The organism is Deltaproteobacteria bacterium, from assembly GCA_016208165.1.
Classification (GTDB): Bacteria; Desulfobacterota; Desulfarculia; order JACQYL01; family JACQYL01; genus JACQYL01.
In genome coordinates this window covers 1-17,074 of record JACQYL010000039.1, presented here as the reverse complement: position 1 = coordinate 17,074, position 17,074 = coordinate 1, and the positions used below count along the sequence as shown (strand labels likewise).

Annotated in this window: 16 protein-coding genes and 1 tRNA gene; 16 read left to right on the top strand and 1 reads right to left on the bottom strand. The window is 58.4% G+C overall.

All coding sequences use genetic code 11. The features are described from left to right. Positions 1 to 685: 685 nt before the first annotated feature. A tRNA-Lys gene (locus tag HY788_08605) sits at positions 686 to 761 on the bottom strand. 564 nt (positions 762 to 1,325) lie between these two features. Between HY788_08605 and HY788_08600 the strand changes: the two genes are divergently transcribed. The 16 genes from HY788_08600 to HY788_08525 form a co-directional block, all read left to right on the top strand. Next, on the top strand, positions 1,326 to 1,823 hold the full coding sequence (locus HY788_08600; GenBank protein MBI4774225.1) for a hypothetical protein: 498 nt from the start codon (positions 1,326 to 1,328) through the stop codon (positions 1,821 to 1,823). Beyond that, a complete protein-coding gene (locus tag HY788_08595; GenBank protein MBI4774224.1) occupies positions 1,810 to 3,150 on the top strand; it encodes a hypothetical protein in 1,341 nt (446 codons plus the stop codon). Before HY788_08600 ends, HY788_08595 begins: the two co-directional genes overlap by 14 nt. A 311-nt stretch (positions 3,151 to 3,461) precedes the next feature. Then, positions 3,462 to 4,832 carry a DUF4055 domain-containing protein gene (locus tag HY788_08590; protein MBI4774223.1) on the top strand — a complete coding sequence of 457 codons (1,371 nt, stop codon included), beginning with the start codon at positions 3,462 to 3,464 and terminating at the stop codon, positions 4,830 to 4,832. A gap of 156 nt (positions 4,833 to 4,988) precedes the next feature. After that, positions 4,989 to 5,825: a minor capsid protein gene (locus HY788_08585; protein ID MBI4774222.1), complete on the top strand. Its 837-nt coding sequence runs from the start codon at positions 4,989 to 4,991 to the stop codon at positions 5,823 to 5,825. Positions 5,826 to 5,837: 12 nt separating this feature from the next. After that, the gene (locus HY788_08580; protein ID MBI4774221.1) at positions 5,838 to 6,476 is read left to right on the top strand and encodes a hypothetical protein; all 639 of its coding nucleotides are present in this window, start codon (positions 5,838 to 5,840) and stop codon (positions 6,474 to 6,476) included. Positions 6,477 to 6,734: 258 nt separating this feature from the next. Next, positions 6,735 to 7,475 carry a hypothetical protein gene (locus tag HY788_08575; protein ID MBI4774220.1) on the top strand — a complete coding sequence of 247 codons (741 nt, stop codon included), beginning with the start codon at positions 6,735 to 6,737 and terminating at the stop codon, positions 7,473 to 7,475. A 153-nt stretch (positions 7,476 to 7,628) separates the two neighbouring features. Continuing rightward, positions 7,629 to 8,762, top strand: coding sequence for a hypothetical protein (locus HY788_08570; protein MBI4774219.1), 1,134 nt, complete (start codon positions 7,629 to 7,631; stop codon positions 8,760 to 8,762). Positions 8,763 to 8,937: 175 nt separating this feature from the next. Further along, positions 8,938 to 9,105: a hypothetical protein gene (locus HY788_08565; protein MBI4774218.1), complete on the top strand. Its 168-nt coding sequence runs from the start codon at positions 8,938 to 8,940 to the stop codon at positions 9,103 to 9,105. Beyond that, positions 9,105 to 9,593: a hypothetical protein gene (locus tag HY788_08560; GenBank protein ID MBI4774217.1), complete on the top strand. Its 489-nt coding sequence runs from the start codon at positions 9,105 to 9,107 to the stop codon at positions 9,591 to 9,593. The genes HY788_08565 and HY788_08560 overlap by 1 nt, the downstream gene beginning before the upstream one ends. 221 nt (positions 9,594 to 9,814) lie before the next feature. Further along, on the top strand, positions 9,815 to 10,174 hold the full coding sequence (locus tag HY788_08555) for a hypothetical protein (GenBank protein ID MBI4774216.1): 360 nt from the start codon (positions 9,815 to 9,817) through the stop codon (positions 10,172 to 10,174). Between the two features lie 188 nt (positions 10,175 to 10,362). Continuing rightward, on the top strand, positions 10,363 to 10,770 hold the full coding sequence (locus tag HY788_08550) for an HK97 gp10 family phage protein (GenBank protein ID MBI4774215.1): 408 nt from the start codon (positions 10,363 to 10,365) through the stop codon (positions 10,768 to 10,770). Positions 10,771 to 10,878: 108 nt separating this feature from the next. Beyond that, positions 10,879 to 11,274, top strand: coding sequence for a hypothetical protein (locus tag HY788_08545; protein MBI4774214.1), 396 nt, complete (start codon positions 10,879 to 10,881; stop codon positions 11,272 to 11,274). A gap of 208 nt (positions 11,275 to 11,482) precedes the next feature. Further along, positions 11,483 to 12,613, top strand: a complete 1,131-nt coding sequence (locus tag HY788_08540) for a hypothetical protein (GenBank protein ID MBI4774213.1) — start codon at positions 11,483 to 11,485, stop codon at positions 12,611 to 12,613. Positions 12,614 to 12,879: 266 nt separating this feature from the next. Then, a complete protein-coding gene (locus HY788_08535) occupies positions 12,880 to 13,266 on the top strand; it encodes a hypothetical protein (GenBank protein MBI4774212.1) in 387 nt (128 codons plus the stop codon). Positions 13,267 to 13,313: 47 nt separating this feature from the next. Further along, positions 13,314 to 13,610, top strand: coding sequence for a hypothetical protein (locus tag HY788_08530; protein ID MBI4774211.1), 297 nt, complete (start codon positions 13,314 to 13,316; stop codon positions 13,608 to 13,610). A gap of 205 nt (positions 13,611 to 13,815) precedes the next feature. Next, positions 13,816 to 17,074, top strand: a 3,259-nt coding sequence (locus HY788_08525) for a hypothetical protein (GenBank protein ID MBI4774210.1), incomplete at its 3' end; no start/stop codon positions are given.

Here is a 17,074-nt window from a genome sequence, read left to right as displayed (position 1 = left end):
TCTGTTTTTTGCCCACTTTGACATGAGCCAGGTAGTCGCGAATCGCTTCCATGGGTCACCTCCATTTTTTCGACATGGATAACCCACGGTATTGTCAGATCCGGACAAAACGATTGAGGCTTTTTTGTCGGGGACGCAAAATCGGAAATTTGGCGCTCAGGCTTTGCAAGAAGTTAACGCGAAATTGGAGGGACAATATGGACCAGAAACCCAAGGGTTCCAAACCTCAATCTTTCCCGACGAGGGCTTTTGGGGAGTTGCTGGTAAAACTTGGGAATCGGGCGGAGGGAATCAACGAGCCACCTTTAGTTATGCCGGAATATCTAGTGAGCTAAGGGGAAAAGCCACCCAAGAAGCAGTAGAACAAGCTATCCCGCCTATCCTCAAGGGGTGGGCTGGTAAGCGCCCAATATATCCCTGTGGAGAAATTCGGGGAGAAACCTTACGCCACGTCCACGCCTTGGCGCCTATTCAGTCTTTTTCTAAATCTCCACGTCTACTCCTCATTTTTTGTTTCTGGGTTGGCACGCTAATTGCTTTCTATGTCAATTTTAGCATAGGGACATTAAAGAGGCGCGGTTTTTTGTCCCTCAAGCTGTCCCTTAACTGTCCCTTTTTACCCCGATGTAAGCTGATCCCAAAGAAAACGGTTCCAAGCTAAGTGCCTGAAACCGCAGATTTTTACTGGTGGGCCGTCGGGGTCTCGAACCCCAAACCTACTGATTAAGAGTCAGTTGCTCTGCCAATTGAGCTAACGGCCCGTTATACCCCGAAAAGGATGCGTATCTGAAACGATTCACCCGCAATCGTGAATTGTCGTATAGTTGAATTTGGCCCAACAATCAAGAAAAAATTTCCGGCTTCCGCACCCGAAGCGCGGAGAACCTTGATCCGATGAGGTGACCCATCCGTCCTTTTTCAATAGTCCCATTTCTTCGAGAGCCTTCAATAGAAACCCGTGCTTTCTGTTTGAACCGCCGATTCGTCCGCCAAGCCGCCTTTCGATCGATTGCTCCAGGGCGCTCCTTCCGGACCGCGACGATTTAGCTTCTCTCCATATCCCACGGTCAACCGGGGCAAAACCGCCCTCAAGCGTACGTAATTAGTGAGGCCGTCAGTGGAACTCAGTGAGTCGAACCGCTCCCATGATGGAAGGCCATAAGAAAGTTTAAGCAGTACTCGATCATGTGCAACGGCGAAGAACAGCTATAGAGACATTCTGTTGCTATCGTATGTGGCTATTAGGATTGACCAAAAAAAGCATGCCAGGGCGGGCCATTCACTCTCAGTTCAACAAACTTGATGATCCGGAAAAGGAAAGGACCGTGGCGCCAAACAAGAAAACCCAGGATCGGTATTTCAAGATTTTCGACTACAAGCGGCAGGGATTTCATCCGGCTCAGATCGCACAGGAAATGGGAATTTCAGAAAGCACTGTGAAAAAGGCCATTCGGTGGGTGGCGGACAATGCGCTCTTTTTCGGAAAGGAAGACGAGTCGCGCGTGGCCATTGCCGAGAAGGAGCGGGAATTGAGCTGTCTCCATCAAAGGCTTCGGCAACTCGAGGAGGGATGGGAAGAAACCACGCGGAGAGAGTTCTCGAACGGGAGCCAGGAAATTACCACCACCAGCAAGTTCAGTCCGAGTGCGGAAGTGGCTTTGTTGAGACTGATTCAAAAAGCCAAGGACGAAATCAACCGATTGAGAGATCTGCACGAGCAGGTCCAGGGAAAGCCGGAAGCCGACGGAAGTGCAACCGGATTCGCGGCGGGCCTTCGAAACGTACTCAACGAAATGGAATCGAGAACCATTGGAAACGAGTGAGCCCATATTGACGCCCCAGGCGTCGTCACGCGAAATACGCGACTATGCCCTGACAAGCCGATGGACGGCCCTCCATCCGCATCCGGTGCAAAAGGCGCTCTGGCGGGAGCCGGTGCGGTTCAAGGTCGTGCCCGCCGGGCGGCGGTCGGGAAAGACGGAGTTGGCCAAGCGGCGCCTGGTCAAGGCTCTGGCCGAACCCAAGGATTGGGCCAAACCACGCTATGCGGCGTGCGCGCCCACACGCGATCAGGCCAAACGGATCTATTGGGCCGATTTCAAGCTGCTCGTCCCTTCCAACTGGATCGATCGCATTGTCGAAACCGAGTTGTCCATACGGACCAAGTGGGGCGCGGAGCTCCAGGTCTTGGGTATGGACAAACCCGAACGGATCGAAGGGTCTCCCTGGGACGGCGTGGTGCTGGACGAGTACGCCAACATGAAACCGATCGCCTGGTCGGCTCACACCCGCCCGGCCCTCTCGGACCGGCAGGGATGGGCCTGGATGATCGGCGTGCCCGAAGGCCGGAATCACTATTACGATCTCTACAATTTCGCGTGCGATCCGGCCAACGCCGACTGGCAGGGGTACACCTGGTTTTCATCGGATATCCTTCCGCCGGCGGAGATCGAAGCGGCCAAACGCGAATTGGATCCGGCCACCTACCGCCAGGAATACGAAGCCGCGTTCGTAGCGTTCCAGGGCTTGGTGTACTATCCGTTCAACCGCAGCGACCATGTACGGCCGTTTTCCTACGACGCCACAGAATCGCTGATGCTCTGCCTGGACTTTAACGTGTCTCCCGGCGTGGCCGCCATCCTCCAGGAGAAAAATAATATCACCGGCGTGATCGACGAGATCTGCATTCCGCGTCATTCGAACACGCCCACGGTGATCAACGAATTCATCGCCCGGTACCGAAATCACAAAGGCCCGGTGCGCCTATACGGAGACGCGACGGGCGGCGCACGCGGAACCGCTCAAGTGGCCGGGACCGACTGGGAGATCGCCAGCGATCTTTTGCGCTCACCATTTTCAGGTCGAGTCAGTAAGCGCGTTCCCAAATCCAACCCGGCCGAACGCGCGCGCATTAACGCCGTCAATTCGAGGCTTAAAAGTGCGGCCGGAGAGATACGCCTGATCGTGGATCCGAAATGCACCTTCGTTATCAAGGATTTTGAAGGCGTCCGGGTTCTCGAAGGCACGTCCGGCGAGATCGATAAGAAAAGCGATCCGACCCTCACCCACCTAACCGACGCCATCGGCTATGCCATCGAATACGAACACCCGGTGTCCGGCGGCGGCAAGGCGAGGATGGTGAAAGTGTAGGGGCGTATTGCAATACGCCCGCCTGGGGGAGGCACAGCCTCCCCCAGACCTCCTGTTATGGCGTCCCGATCGGGCGCTACGCGCGCCAATCGGGACGCGAGGGGGGGAATCGTAGGGGCGAATAACATTCGCCCAGGGCCGAGACCGGAAAGGACGGTTCGCCCCTCGATGGGGGCTCGGGAAAATTGTAGGGGCGGGTTTTAAACCCGCCCGCCCAAACACATGACACGAAACCGGCGCCTCCGCGCAGCGGTAGCGCCCACATAAGGGGGTCTGGGGGATGCGGCGCATCCCCCAGAGAAACACAAGAAATGCCCGAATCCATCAAATTAGATCGCAAGCATCCTACGTACCTGGCGCAATTTGCCGAATGGCAGAAGGCGCGGGATTGTTACGAGGGGGCGGATTGTATCGAGGGCCGGGCCGATTATCTGCCCAAGCACGAACGCGAGACGCAGGCCAATTATATCAACCGGCTTAAACGCGCTGCGTACACGAATTTCTGCCTGCCGATCATCGAGAATTTTACGGGTCAGATCTGGCGGAATTCTCCGGTTCGCGAATTGCCCGAGCGCATGTCGAGCCTCGTCGAGGACGTGGACCGCCAGGGCGCGCCGGCGGATGCGTTTTTCAAGTCAGTGACTCAGGACGCCCAGGTCGAGGGGATCCGGTTCGTGCTGGTGGATTATCCGGACACACGCAATGTCCGCGATCGGCAACAGGAGCAGCTTCTAAGAATCCGGCCGTATTTCGTGGAGATCGATTCGAGGCGAGTGCTCGATTGGGCGTTCGCGCAGCGACCCGACGGCAGCCGGCAACTGGCCTGGGTCGTGATCGAGGAAGAAATCGAACTCGAGGGTGTACCGTTCATCGAGCGCAAAGCCGAAACCCGGTATCGGGTCTGGTATCTGGATCGGTGGCAGGTGTGGCGGCACGATCCGAAAACCGACAAGGCTGAAATGCTCGATGAAGGGAGAAACAGCATCGGAGAGGTGCCGCTCGTGCCCTTCTATTCGGATTTCAAAGGGCCGTTTTGCGGCCGGTCGGCCCTGCACGGGGTCTTGAGTCTGTGCCTGGCGCATTATCGCAAGTGGTCCGATCGGGACAATTCCGAGTTCTGGGCGGGCATGCCCACGTGGGTGTTCAAGAACTGGCCCGAGGATTCGGAGGTGGTCATCGGGTCCGGGAACGGCATTGTCACTCCAAACCGCGACTCCGACGTCGAGATCATCGAACATTCGGGCACGGCCATCGAGTCCATGCGAAAAACCGAGATGGACATCATATCCGCCATTTTCGACATTGCCATGCGACAGGTCCGGCGGACTACGCGGCTGGTCGAAAGCGCCGAGTCCAAGCGCATCGACCGGGACAATATATCGAGCGTGCTCCAGGAGCGGGCCCGCCGATTCCAAGCTGCTGAAACCCGGTGCTGGCAGTTGGCCGCGAAATGGCTGGGACAGGATCCCGGCGCGATCCGCATTCAGTACAACCAGGAGATGGAGCCCGAGGGGGCGAGTGACGGCCTGTTCAGCCAACTGAACACGGCGCGTCAGAACGGCGATATCAGCCGGCGGACGTTCCTCGAATGGCTGCAAAAACGGCGCGTACTCGATGAGAAACTCCAAGTAGACCAAGAACTGGTCCGAATCCAGAACGAAGTAGACGAAATGATGCCGTAGAGGCGTATCGAATACGCCCTGGGGGGCGCAGCCCCCCAGACCCCCATGCGGCGATTGTGCCGTGTCGCGGCCGCCCCTACAAAACGGGATGCGAATCGAACAAACGTAGGGGCGGTTCGAGAACCGCCCCCATGAAGCCACCGATAGGGACCGCCAATGACCCCAGGACAAGCCACGGATCGCCTGTTGCGTTTGCGGGCGCGCTTGGAAAGCATGAGTAAAACCCAGGCCGAGATCATCTTCCAGGCAATCGTGAAGGTGTCGGATCGGGTCGAGGAGCGGCTTCTTCGAGGGGAAACATGGCCTTGGAAGGGGCTCATGGAAGCAGAACCACGATTGAGGCTCCAGCGGCTCAGGAGTGTGGAAAGGGAGATTAAGCAGTGGAGTGATGAGGCTCAGGATGAACTGTTGGCTCTCCTGGATCGTCGGTCCGGGACCTTGTTGGGCGCCCTGGCGGCGTTGGCCGCGGCGGCCTGGGCGGACTCCAAAGGCCGATCGACTAAACCCGGACCGTTCAGCAGCAGCGACGTGAAGTCCATTTTGGAAACATCGGTAGGGGGCAAGTCACTTCGAGTCTGGATTCAGCGAGCGTTCTCGAATCTGGCTGATCGAATCAGGCGCTGGATGAGTGGTATCGGGAAGGGCGGTGCGACGGAGAAACCTTCTCGGGGGTTGCGTGGAGAGATCGAGCGATTTTGCAGGCAAGTATCGAAGACGCTTGCCCGGAGCTATGTCAACGCAACGTTCAATCGAGTCAACGACAAGCTGTTCGAGAGAAGCGGTGTGAACAAGGTCGTATACCGCGGCATTCTGGATGATCGCACCTGCTGGGAGTGTCGAAAGCAGTTCGGCAGAGTATTCGATGTTAATGACCCCCGGCGCCCTTCCATCCCCCAACATCTGAATTGCCGGTGCTTCTATGAGCCATATGTCGAGGGACTGACTTCGGGTGAAGAGGATTACGAGAGTCCAACCAAGTCGCAATCGGAATAGTCTCAAGCAGAGGTGACGGATTCACCACGCTGGGAAGAATGGACGGAAGAGAAGATTCGCACAACCGAACTGGATTACGAGGATTCAATTCGGACTCCCGGGCAAACAAATGTCGCAGCGTACGAGACAGAGAAGCCCAAAACCGTGTATAGGAGGGCTGAACCCGAGGAATTCATTCAGCAGAGGGATCGGATTCCCGATCGGTTGAGGCCGTTTGTAACGCCCTATAACGCTTTGGAATATCGCGACATGAAAACCCGGTTGTACCTGTCAGAGTCCGGAAGAAGCGGCTACGGAATTACGAAAGACGGTGACCTCATTTCCCTTTTTAGCTTGCCTAAAGCTAAAGAAGGCCCGGCGGCCGTTGCCGATGCGGTTCAAAACGGCGCAAAAAAACTGGACTGCATCGATTCGGAAAGGTTTTTAACCCAATTTTACGGCAGATTCGGGTTCACGGAATATGATCGCCTGAAATGGGACGATCAGTACGCCCCGGAAGGCTGGGATTACAAGCGGTGGGGCAGGCCCGATATCGTTTTCATGCGAATCAAGGAGCGATCAACATGGCGGGAACAAAAGAACTGGGAAGGCTGGAAAAAGAATACGTGGAAAGCCTGGGCGAAATTCAGTGCGATGCATGCAAGCACTTAATAGCCGGCAATGAGTGTGCCGCATTCCCTGATGGAATACCGCTCGAGATTGTAGCGGGCGAGTTCGATCACCGAAACCCGTATCCCAACGCGGAACATCCTACTGACCGGGGCATCCGTTTCGAGCCGAAGTAAGGTTTATAGCCCGCATGCCGGGAGGCGGGCGCTGCCCGCTTAAAGTTTCCATAAAAGAGTGTGGGGGGAGCCTTTTTGCACAAAGGTGTCCCCCCGTCTTTTTGAATCAAGAAGGAGGTTTTCCATGAAGCCGAAGCTGGATGCGAACGGCAACGTGTTGCTCAAGGACGGCAATCCGGTCTTCGTCCTCGATGACGGAACGGAACAGACGTTCGTGGATGCGGACAAGCTGTTTGAGGCGAAAAAAGGGTCCGCGGATTTACAGAAGAAACTAGAGGTCATCGAGGCCAAATTCAAGGGCGTCGATCCGGACAGATACAGCGAGCTGCTCAAACGGATCGAGGACGCCGAGGACAACAAGCTTCGAGACGAAAAGAAGTTCGACGAACTGATCGAGAAGAAGGCACAGGCCTTGAAGCAGACCCATGCCCAAGCGTTGTCTGAACGAAACGAACGCATCAAGGGCTTGGAAGCGTCCCATCGGAAACTCCTTCTGGACAATGAAGTCCTGAGCGCTGCTACCAAGGCGGGCGCCCACAATCCCGAAAAGGTACTTGCCATCGTACGCGGCAACCTGGACCTGGTGGAAAAAGACGGCTCATTCCAGTCCGTGGTCAAGGACGTAAAAGGCGAGATGAGGTTCAACAAGAAAGGCGACCCCATGTCCATCCAGGACCTCCTCGGCGAGTTGACCGAGTCCGACGGCTACCTGTTCAAGCCCAGCAACGCCGGCGGAGCAGGTTCCCAGCCGAGCCAGCCCGCAAGCGGTAAGATCACCCTCACTCGAGAGCAGCTCAAGGATCCGGCCGTGTACGAGACGCACCGGGACGCCTACGTCCGCGGAGACGTTAAGATTGTGGAGTAGGAGAAATGCCCTGGGGGATGCGCTGCATCCCCCAGACCCCCTTTTATGGCGATGGAATCGTATCCCGCCGTTGGCGGAATCCAATTCCATCGCGTGGGGAATAATCGTAGGGGCGGATTTTAAACCCGCCCACCACCACCAGGAGGGTTCATCATGTCGAACACATTATTGTATTACGATCCGATTTTCTACGCGATGGAGGCGTTGATTCACCTCGAGAAATCGCTCGGGTTGTCCACCCGAGTGCATCGGGGCTATGACGCCTCCCCCCAGCAGAAGGGCAGCACGATCAACATTTCTAGGCCGGGCGCGTTCACGGCTCAGGAGGCGCCGGGGAGTGACGCAAATGTTGTGGCGGAAGGCGTCAGCATGACGCTCGACAAGTGGTACGAGGTCAAATTCGCTCTTTCAGACAAGGAACTCACATTCACCAGGGAGAAAATCATCTCCGACCATGTCGGCCCGGCGGCGTATGCGTTGGCCGACCAGGTGGATCGGGACATAGCGGCTCTATACAAAGACGTCTATGCGTGGCATGGAACCTCGGGAACCACGCCGGACGGCGTTGACGACATTACGGGCCTCAAGAAGGTTATGCGGAACAACAACGTACCCTTCGACGGCCGGAACTATCTGATGATCGATCCGGCGGCGGAGGACAAGTTCAGCCAGTTGTTTTACCAGGCGTCCGTTGTGGGAGACCAGGGCCAGTCCTTGCGCACGGGTAACCTCGGCGTCAAATTCGGCCTCGATCTGTTCACCAACCAGAACACGCCGACTCATACTTCCGGCTCTTTGGCGGCCGCCGGCGGCGGCGTGCTTTCAGTAAAGACCAACGCCGGCGCGGGAGCCACCGAGATCCATCTGGACAATGGGGGAACAGGAACCGTGACCGGCGCCGTGGTGAAGGGCGACGTGTTCACTTTGGCCGGGAATTCCCAGACGTATGTGGTCACCGAGCAAGCGACGGCCGCGGCCAATGAAATCACGGTCAAGTTCTCGCCCGCGCTTGTAGCGGACGCGTCGGACGGAGACGAGTTTGTCCTCAAGGCCGGCCATACCGTGAACCTGGCTTTCCACCGCAACGCCTTTGCCCTGGCCACCGCTCCCTTGAGCGAAATGGGCAACGAACTCGGAGCCAAGATCGCTACCGTTAATCGCGACGGCATCTCCATGCGTTCGCGTATCTGGTACGAAGGCAACAACAGCAAGGTACACGTGGGCCTGGATATCCTGTACGGCGTGAAAACCCTGGACGCCAAATTGGCCGCGCGGCTGGCGGGATAGTGTAAAGGACGGGCCGAGCTGGGGCTCGGCGGGCGTATTGCAATACGCCCCTACGGAGGTGAATTTCAGGGGGCCCGGTGTAGCCGGGGGCGGTTCGCGAGCCGCCCCTACAAAACGTGTGGATTGAATATTCGTAGGGGCGCATCGCGATGCGCCCGATAGAAAGGGCAACATCATGTCGAAAATACCCACGGTCCAACTGTATTACCCTGAGGGAGGCATGGTTCGGGTGAATGAAGATCGGGCCGATGTATGGCGGGATAAAGGCTGGCTCGACGAACCTCCCAAAACCCGACCCAAGCCGAACCTCAAAGCGGTTGGTAAGAAGAGCGGAGATGAGTGATGGCGGTGGCGTTCGATTCAACGTTCGGTGGAACATCGGCCAATAGCTACATATCCGTCGAGGAAGCGGACGATTATTTCGCCATGCGCGTACACACGGACGCTTGGGCCAACGCCGCGATAGGAGGCAAGCAAAAGGCTCTGATGGATGCTACGCGGCGTTTAGACCGGATTGAGTACACCGGCGATAAAACGTCCGGCGGCCAGGCTCTCGAATGGCCTCGAACCGGCGCAACCCTCCGGGATGAAACCATCGACCACGATGAAATCCCCGTGCGGATGCTCGACGCTGTTTGCGAATTGGCCCTGGCCGTCCTGAATTCGAATATCGATCCCTGCATGCCCGAAAGCGTCCAGTCCTTCAGCGTCGGAGGCGTAAGCGTGGCCCTGTCCGGACCGCCATCGAGTACCTTTCCGCCCGAGGTGGATCGGCTCATCGCGCCGTTAAGGTTTATGCCGAAAGGGAACGTTGTTTTAAAGAGAGGGTAATTTGGGGGAGGCGACGCCTCCCCCAAACCCCCACATATGGCGGCCGATTCACGTCCCGCCAAGGCGGGACCTAAACCGGCCGCGATGGGGCAATAAAATCTAGGGGCGCATCGCGATGCGCCCGCGCAAACGCGATCGGGGCGGGTCGTGAAACGACGCGGCGCGATCGCCGCAAAGGGGGGCCGGGGGACCGCCGGTCCCCCGGAGGGGCAAACATCACAATGCAAGGCATTCAGAATATGGCGGCGTCGATCGCCGGGGCGGTGATCTCGAATTTGGGCGAAACAGTGACGTTCGCGCGTCCCGCCGGGGTGTACGACCCGACCACGGGCGAAGTGGATGAAGACCCCGAGACGTGGACGGAAAAGATTTGGTTCAAGGATTATTCTCAATTCGAACGCCAAGCCGGCCAGGGAATCATTCAGGCCCGGGACCGGAAGGCGTTGTATCGCGGCGCGTCGAGTCATAGGCCCCAGCCGGGAGACGAAATCGAACGATCGGACGAAACGAAATGGCGGGTCGAGGCGGCCAACCAGGATCCGTCCATGGGGTTTTGTGTGTTGCAGGTTAGGCCGCTGTAGGAGCGGCCCCCTGTGGCCGCCCGATAAAGGGGCAGGCACGGGGGGCGAACATACGGATGGAACGGGCGGGGTTCAAACCCGCCCGGAAATGGCCAGGCAGGGGATGAGCCGAGCTGGGGCTCGGCGCTCCCAGGGTGGAACGTAGGGGCCGAACGGCGTTCGCCCGGAAATGGACAGCGAGGGCAACAATGAAACTAACGGCCAACATACGCGAATTCAACGCGGGTCTCGAAAAATACAGGGCCGCGATCAAAAAGAAGGCCGAGGACATCGCCAAAGACACGTCGCTGGGGCTCCACAGCCGGATCGTGGCGTTAACCCCTGTGGATACGGGTTATGCGCGGCTGGGTTGGAGAATCGAACCGAACATCACCGGCTGGGTACCTCCCGAGGGTCAGGATAAATACCCCGTGCCGGAAACGCCGTCGGAGATCCCCACCTCCACCACGTACTGGATTTATAACAACGTGACCTACATTTGCAGCCTCGAACACGGCCGTTCGGACAGAGCTCCGAACGGTATGGTGGGGCTGGCATTGACTGGAGTGGGCCAGGTATTGGCCGAAGCGGCGAGGAAGAACGGTTGGAATAGATAACCCGGTGTCGCATGGGCGGTTCGCGAACCGCCCCTACAGAACCGCGGTGATGAACGAAATGTAGGGGCGCATCGCGATGCGCCCATGATTCGGGCGAGGGCGTAACAAATGTCCACGACCTATGCCGACATACGAACCGCGATCGAACCGCACGTGGCGTCCGAATGGGGCGAGACGACGGAAATAGGCTGGCCCAATGCACCGTTTACACCTCCCGAAGACGAGGCCTGGATTCAGATCGCCATTTTGCCCGGCGCGGCCACGGCCGCCACATTGGGCGTTAGTGGGAACAATCTCGTGACCGGCTTGGTTCACGTAAATATTTTCGTGCCTAAAGCCGCTGGATCGGCCGAGGCGTGGGAATTGGTGGACCAGGTCCGCGATATGTTCAACCGGCGCATCATCGGGAATATCCGATTTCGAGTTCCCTACCCTACGTTGGCCCTGACCGATGGAGATTGGATGCAAATCCCCGTGCTGTGTCCGTTTGTGGTGTATGAATGACCCGTCTTCGCGCCGATGGCGCTACGCCGGGCAGGCCCGACGCCCCCCAGGGCGACAATGAAACGTAGGGGCGGCCCTCCCGCCGGGGCGGGACCGCCCGAAAAAGGGGCAGGCACGGGGGCCTGCCCCTATAAAACATCGGGAATATCCGTAGGGGCGGGTTTCAAACCCGCCCTTCTACAGGCAATAATATCAAGGAGGCAGGACCATGGCAAATGCATCGGGAGCGTTGGCTCAGCTCAACTATGTGACTGAGGCCGATTGGGGCGTGACGCCGGAAACTCCGAGCATGAAGAAAGTGCGCCTGACCAGCGAGTCGTTGGCAGGCGCCATCGAACAGATACAGTCTCAGGAAATCCGGGGAGACCGTATGATTGCGGCGGTGGCAAGAGGAGCCGTGGATGTGCGAGGCGCCTTCAATTACGAGTTTTCATACGGGGCGTTCGACGATTATATCGCGGCGGCCCTGTTCGGATCCTGGGACACGACCTCTAAGACGGTTACAGGGAACACCCTATCGTTCGCAGACTCTACAAAAACCATAGCAGATTCCGGAAGCGGCCTAGGGGATTTCGAGGCAGGCGATGTGATCAAGGTATCCGGCTCTACGAGCAACGACGGGTACTATACCGTGGCCACGGCAGGCACCGGGTCGTTGGTGGTGGAAGAATCCCTCGTGGATGAATCGGCGTCGGCCACCATAACGATCAAGTGCGAGTTCATTACTGCGGGAACCACGGTCAAAGCCTTCACGATGGAGAAGTGGTTTTCGGACATCTCGAAAGGCGTGGTGTTTACCGGCTGCATGGTGGACACATGGAACCTGGAAATCCGCCCAAATCAGATGGTCACCGGATCGTTTGCCATGTCGGGGAAGGATCAGAGCTTTACCACGAGCGCGTTGGGGACCCCCACGGCTGCGGCATCCTATGACCCGTTCGAGGGATCCCAAAACACGATCATGATCAGGGAAGGCGGTTCGGTTATCGCTTTGGTGAGCAGCGTATCCCTCAGCCTGAGTAACAACTTGGGAAGCGTTTACGCTTTGGGCAGCAATTCGAAAGCCGATATTCCCGAGGGACGATCCAACCTGACCGGAACCATTTCCGCCTTGTTCCAAGATCTGGACCTGTTGAACAAGTGGCTCAACAAAACACCCTCGAGCCTGGACGTGCGTCTACCGGATCCGGATGGCAACCAAATTCGAATCTATCTGCCCAACATCGAATTCGGGGGCAGCACGCCCCAAATTCCGGGCGAGGAGACCATCATGCTCGATATGCCGTTCCAGGCGTTGCTGGGTACCACCCTGGGATCGCAGATTCTGATTTCCCGGTAGATGTTCGTAAGAGCCGAGCTGGGGCTCGGCGTTCCCAGGGATTGGGATAGAAACGTAGGGGCGAATGGCATTCGCCCGAATACAGGGCAGGCACGGGGGCCTGCCCCTACGGGAAAACCGAATCGAAATAACGTAGGGGCGGCCCCCCGTGGCCGCCCGAAACCAAACCGAAGACCGTAGGGGCGAATGGCATTCGCCCTCGGCGAACGGGCGGGACGAAACCAGGGCGACCGCCGGTCGCCCCTACAAAAAACGAAAGGATGCAAATGCCGTTAGACATTACGAAGGTGTATCGCATTACGGACGAAGCCACGGCGGGCAAATGGTTCGACGTGGGCAACGGCGCCAGGTTGAAGGTGGCCAAGGGCGGCAACGAACGGCACGAGAACGCGCTCAAACGATTGCGCCGTCCGTATCGGAACATGCGGAACATTCCGGACGATGTGGTCGACAGGATCACCATTCAGGCGATGGGGGAGGCCATCCTGATCGACTGGGAAGGGATCGAGGAGAACGGAACGCCAGTGAAAAGCACGATGGAAAAGCGGGTGGAGTACTTGACGACGTATCCGGATTTCAAGGAGCAAGTTGCGAACATATCCATGAATTTCAGAAACTTTTCGGCCGACGAGGAACACGACGTAAAAAACTGATCGAATTCGCCCGTTGGGTTTTTCGGAACGCTCGCAAAGGCGAGCATTTGAGCGCTATCGATCCCGAGGACATGGAGCGGTTTGGGATCCGGCCTGCCCGGATGGAGGCCCCATATCTGGCTCCCGGTTTCGATGCGGCATGGCAAGCCTGGAGATTCTTGAATCCGTTCAGAAGCCATACGGCGGTGGGCATGAGCGGAATCATGCCCGGACCGATCCCATTGGGCGAAATTATCGCGTACATGGATTTGCGGGGCGTTCCGAAAGAGTACCGCCTCGAATTGGCCGACCAGATCGGGATCATCGACCAGGAATATGTGAGCTGGGCCGCGTCGAAGAAATAATGCGACTGGGGGCCGGAGGCCCCCTGACCCCCATGCGGCGTCCGATTGGCGTTGCGATGCAACACCAATCGGACGCGGTTGGGAGAATATTATAAGGGCGGGCTCAGAAACCGCCCACGAATCGGGCAGGCACGGGGGCCTGCCCCTACTAGAAACGAATCGACGAACGTAGGGGCGGCCCCCCGTGGCCGCCCACGGGGATTAGATGGCCGAGATCAATACATTAGCCGTGGGCATGGATTCCCGCGGATTCGCGGATGGGGTGGGAACCATCGAAACGGGGATCCGCAGGATGGAACAAACCACACGGTCCGGATTTCAACGCATGACGGCCATGGTTGCGGATGGCGCAGGTCGGATTCGAGATCTGTCGCGAGAAACCGGGAATGTGGAAGGCACGGTAAAACGGTGGGGCGAGCGAGTCGGGAAGACGGCCGTGGCTCTGATGTCGTTGAATACGGCAATGACATTCAATCTGAGTCATTCGGGCCGGATGCAACAAGCCCTCCCGGGACTTGCGCAGGGAGTGGGACTGCTTGATGAGCGATTCGGCTACCTTGATCGGTCTGTGGTGACCGCGGCGGATGGAATCAGGCTCATGGCGGATCAGCAAGACCGGGCTATGGCGAGATCCACGACGTTTGCCCGGGACACGGCGGTAGCCGGCGGGGCCGTAGAAGATTTTGCCGAATGTGCGGATTCAGCGGCGTTGCGAACGCAAAAAATGGCAGGCGCCCTAAGTGACTTGGACGGCTCCTGGGGCCGGATGACACAAACGCTTCAAAACAACCTCAGCGGCGTGTTTTTCAACGTTCTCGATGACGCGGACAACGTGTTCGAGGGCATTATCAAATCGTGGAAGCGCATGATCGCCAACATGTTGGCCGAGGCGGCGGTACTCAAGGTCGGACAGTGGTTGGGCCCTTCGACAGGCTCAGGGTCTTCGACGGCCGGCGGCATGTTCCAGGGCGCGTTCGCCAATCTGCCGTGGATCGGAAGTTTGTTCGGCGGGGGAACGGCGGGGGCGTATCGCGGCGGGATCTCTCCGAACTCGAACATCTGGGATATTGGATCGGGAGGAAACTATCAACAACCGTCGCGGCCTCCATTCAATGCGACTCCATATCTGGCGGGCGGCGCGCTCGCATCGAGCTTCATTCCGGCCAGCGCCGGCGGAGGATTCGGCGGCTGGCTCCAGGGCGGCATGTCCGGGGCGTCGATGGGGAGCATGGCGGGTCCCTGGGGCGCGCTCGCGGGCGGGATCCTCGGATCGGCGTACGGCGGATACCAGAGCGGGTTCTACCGGAGCACGCTGGGCCGGACGAACCTGTGGTCGAGCATCCTCGAGGGCACGCCCTTCGGTCCGATCGGCATGATCGGGTCCATGCTGGGATTGCCGGGAATCGGGGGCGGAGACACGGAAGCCCCCAACCTCGCGGTGGGTTTTCGCCAGGGGGCCGGCGACAAGATGTGGTTCGAATCCGCCCGGCACACGGGGGACTCGGGCTGGAGCGCGGCCCAGAACCAGCAGTTTCGGCAGATGGTGGATGAATATTTCGCGAGCATCGGGGACGTGGTCAATGTGTCGTTTCAGGAGTTGATGTCCGAGCACGTGGATTGGGAATTCAAGACCGAGGACGTCGAGAGCCTGCAGGACGCGTTTTCCGACGTGACGTCGAAAATCTTGACCACGTTCGCGTCCGAATTGTTCGGACCGGAATCGTTTCTGGCCCAGCCCGGGGCCATCGACCAGATCCGGCAGGGATGGACCAAGGTCGGGGAAGACGTCGAGGACACCATCGTTCGGGTGGTATCGAGCCTGGTCGAGATGAAGGGGTTCATCGGCGAGGTAGACGATTCCATACGGGTGTTGACGGCCGCACGGCCCGAGGTCGAGGCGTTCAACGTGGCCTCCGAAAATATCGAGGAGAAGCTGGCCAAGGTTCAGCGCCAGATGGCGGCCACCACGGACCCCACGGACGTTTTGCTGTACGCCCGCGAGATCAAGGATCTGACCATCGAACAATACGAGCTGCAGCGCTCGTATGTCGAAGGATTGGTCGCTCAGCTCCGCGACCTGGAGCGGGCTTCCTACGAGTTCAATTTGAGGCTCCAGACCAAGATCGATTCGTTGACGGGCTCCACCGACGCCATCGGCATTGCGGCGTCGCGATTCGCGGACCTGCGGAACGAGTTTCTAAACACGACGGATTTCGACCGCCAGATCGCGCTGTTAGGCGAGCTGGAGCAGGGCCTCGACACCATCCTGTCCATGCAATCGGCGGTGCACCAGGCGGAGGTCGACCGGCTTCAGAACGTGCTGGCGATGCTGGAGCAGCTCCGATCGGCGTCGGAGGCCATCACGGAGAAGATTTTCAGTCTGACGAACCAGGGAGAATCGGGCTACGCGTCGCAGGCGGGGTACTACTGGGACCGGCTGATGAGCACGTTCCATGAGTACCAGGGCATGAACTGGGGGCAGGAGGAAACCCTCGAGGATCGTATACGTCTCGTAAACGAGATGGCCGGGTGGCTGGATCAGACGGTGAATGCGGTGATGGCGAGGTGGGAGGCGCATTACGACGGCCTGATCGCGTCGGCTCAGACGGAAATCGAGAACCTCGAAGCGCAAAAGAGCGGAATCGCGGAGCAGATTTCGGATCTGAACGAACAAAAGAGCGCCATCCAGGAGAGTTACCGGACGCAGATGGAGGCACTCGAAGAGCAGATCCGGGCGGCCGAGCAGTGGAAGCGGCTATCAGAATCCATCGCGGATCAGATTCTCGGCATGAAATTGGATTGGAGCAACCAGCAGGACATTTTCGAGCGGATGGACATCGCGCGGGCGGAGATCGAGCGGGTGAGGGGGCTGTACGCCGGCGCCGGTTCGGACGAAGAGCGGATCGGGTACGCGGGGCAGTTGCAGAATCTGTACGGAGATCTGCTCAGCCTGGGCCAGGAGGCCTGGCAACGGCCCTCTCCCGAATATCAATCGCTATACGAGGAGGTGCTGGGAGGGCTGGAGGCGCTGCAATCCGCCGCGAATTCCAACGCGGGGGACAGCGCGTCCCTACAGGCGGAATTGAACGGGTTGACCGAGAGCATGAACAGCGAATTGGAGGCCATCGACCAACAGATTTCGGCATTGAACGATCAGGCGGCGTCTATCGATACACAGATTGCCGGGTACCGGAGCGACATCGCCGGGTACGAAGCGGAGAAGGCGGCGGCCCTGGCGTCCATTGGGGCGGAAGCGGCGCAGTATTACACGTACATTCAGGGGGAAATGACCAAACTGCTCGACCTGCAGGACGGCATCGAGGGGCAACTAAAGTCGGAGAAACTGGCCTTAAACCAACTACAGTCGGACTTTGCGGGCTATTACGAACTGTTGAAAACAGCAGGGAGCACGATTTATCAGAATGAGGCAGGCGCCATTGCGGGCGCCCTGCGTATCGTGATTG